This is a genomic window from Mesorhizobium sp. M1A.F.Ca.IN.020.06.1.1 (assembly GCF_004023265.1).
GTDB lineage: Bacteria > Pseudomonadota > Alphaproteobacteria > Rhizobiales > Rhizobiaceae > Mesorhizobium.
Genome location: NZ_RZSR01000929.1, coordinates 1 through 2350 on the forward strand (window position 1 = coordinate 1; position 2350 = coordinate 2350).

The following is a 2350-nucleotide window of genomic DNA, read 5'->3' on the forward strand; positions in this document are numbered from 1 at the left end:
CGATTGGGCAAAGCTTGCCATTTCCGGCGCCACCGTCGCCGTCTATATGGGCCGCTCGGTCGCAGCCGAAGTCGCCGGCCGGCTGATCGAAGCCGGGCTGTCGCCCGATACCGCCGTCGCCGTGGTGGAGAATGCCAGCCTTGGCAATCGCCGCCGCTTCCACGGCACGCTCGCCGACCTGCCGTCGCTGGAAGCGCGCGCCGATCTTACCGGTCCGGTCATGACCATCATCGGCGACGCGGTCGCCGGCGCCAATTTCGAACAATCCGAGCCGCTTGCGGCGCACACGCGTGAAGATACGGCCGGCGTAGCGGCCGAAGGAGTTGAGCAATGAAGGTTCTGACCGCGAACAGGCTCTCGGACGGTATCGCCGTCTGGTACGCCGATGGCGGCTGGGCGGAGACCGTCACTCGTGCCGACATCGCCCATGACAAGGCGGCGGAGGATCGGCTCGAGGCCATCGGCGCCGCGGCCGCTGCCAACAACGAAGTCGTCGACGTCAACCTGATCGATGTGACCGTGATCAACGGCGCGGTCGAGCCGGTGCGGCTGCGCGAGAAGATCCGCGCCGCGGGCCCCACCATCCGCACCGACCTCGGCAAGCAGGCGAGCCCGGCTCCGGCACGGGCGGCATAGACACAAGAAAGCGGGCGGACGGGCCCTGAAAGACGAAGCATGTACCGTTACGACGAGTTCGACCACGATTTCGTAAAGGCCCGCGTCGCCGAGTTCAGCGACCAGGTGCAGCGCCGGCTTGCCGGCGAGATCACCGAGGACCAGTTCCGGCCGCTCCGGCTGATGAACGGCGTCTATTTGCAGCTGCACGCCTATATGCTGCGTATCGCCGTGCCCTACGGCACGCTGAACAGCAGGCAATTGCGCATGCTCGGCCACATCGCCCGCAAATACGACAAGGGCTACGGCCACTTCACCACGCGCCAGAACATCCAGTTCAACTGGCCGGCGCTGTCCGACATCCCGGCGATCCTTGCTGATCTGGCGAGCGTCGAGATGCATGCCATCCAGACCAGCGGTAACTGCATCCGCAACGTCACCGCGGACCATTTCGCCGGCGCGGCCGCCGACGAGGTTGCCGATCCGCGTCCCTATGCGGAGATCCTGCGCCAGTGGTCGTCGGTGCATCCGGAGTTCTCGTACCTGCCGCGCAAGTTCAAGATCGCGGTGACCGGCGCCGAGCGTGATCGCGCCGCCATCCAGACGCACGACATCGGGCTGCATCTGAAGAAGAACGCGGCCGGCGAGCTGGGCTTTGCCGTCTATGTCGGTGGCGGCCAGGGCCGCACGCCGATGGTCGCCAAGAAGATCCGCGACTTCCTGCCGGAAGCCGAGCTGTTGTCCTACTGCACGGCGATCCTGCGCGTTTACAACCTCTATGGCCGCCGCGATAACAAGTACAAGGCGCGTATCAAGATCCTCGTCCACGAGACCGGGGTCGAGGAGATCACCCGCCAGATCGAGGCCGAATGGCAGGAGTTGAAGGACGCGGAGCTGAAGCTGCCGGACGCCGACATCCAGGCGATCAATGCCTATTTCGCGCCGCCGGCATTGCCTGACCGGCCGGAAGGCGACGCGCAGGTGAAGCAGACGCGGCTCGATTCCAAGAGTTTTTCGGAGTGGCTCGACCAGAATGTCGTAACGCATCGCCACCCCGACTATGCGGCGGTGACGATCTCGCTCAAGGGCATCGGCGAGGTGCCCGGCGACGCCTCCGACAGCCAGATGGAGGCGGTCGCCGACATCGCCGAGAAATACGCCTTCGACGAGCTGCGCGTCAGCCACGAGCAGAACCTGATCCTGCCGCATGTGGCGCGCGCCGACCTCAAGGCCGTCTATGACGCCCTGGTCGAGATCGGCTTGGCGACCGCCAATTCCAACCTGATCAGCGATATCATCTCTTGCCCCGGCCTCGATTATTGCGCGCTTGCCACCGCGCGTTCGATCCCGGTTGCCCAGGAAATCTCGCGCCGCTTTGCCTCGCTGGAGCGGCAGCGCGAGATCGGTGAGCTGAAGCTGAAGATCTCCGGCTGCATCAACGCCTGCGGCCACCACCATGTCGGCCATATCGGCATTCTCGGCGTGGAGAAGAAGGGCTCCGAGCTCTACCAGGTCACGCTTGGCGGCTCGGCCGACGAGAACACGTCGGTCGGCGAGATCATCGGCCGCGGTTTCTCTTCGGAAGAAATCACCGATGCCATCGAGCAGATCGTCGACACCTATCTCGGCCTTCGGCTCAATCCCAGTGAACGTTTTATCGACGCCTACCGCCGTGTCGGTCCCGCGCCGTTCAAGGAGGCGCTCTATGCTGGCGACACCAAGGCCGCTTGACCGG

The 2350-nt window shown here is 64.9% G+C and carries 3 protein-coding genes; all 3 read left to right on the forward strand.

The features are described 5' to 3' along the window. The coding region (locus EOA60_RS29160) for an SAM-dependent methyltransferase (RefSeq protein ID WP_348632728.1) at positions 1-334 on the forward strand (334 nt) is incomplete at its 5' end. After that, positions 331-636: a DUF2849 domain-containing protein gene (locus EOA60_RS29165; RefSeq protein ID WP_095800580.1), complete on the forward strand. Its 306-nt coding sequence runs from the start codon at positions 331-333 to the stop codon at positions 634-636. The genes EOA60_RS29160 and EOA60_RS29165, both read left to right, overlap by 4 nt. A 39-nt stretch (positions 637-675) precedes the next feature. Then, positions 676-2346 (forward strand): nitrite/sulfite reductase, encoded by a 1671-nt coding sequence (locus EOA60_RS29170; protein WP_128312340.1) that lies wholly within the window; start codon positions 676-678, stop codon positions 2344-2346. Positions 2347-2350 lie beyond the last annotated feature (4 nt).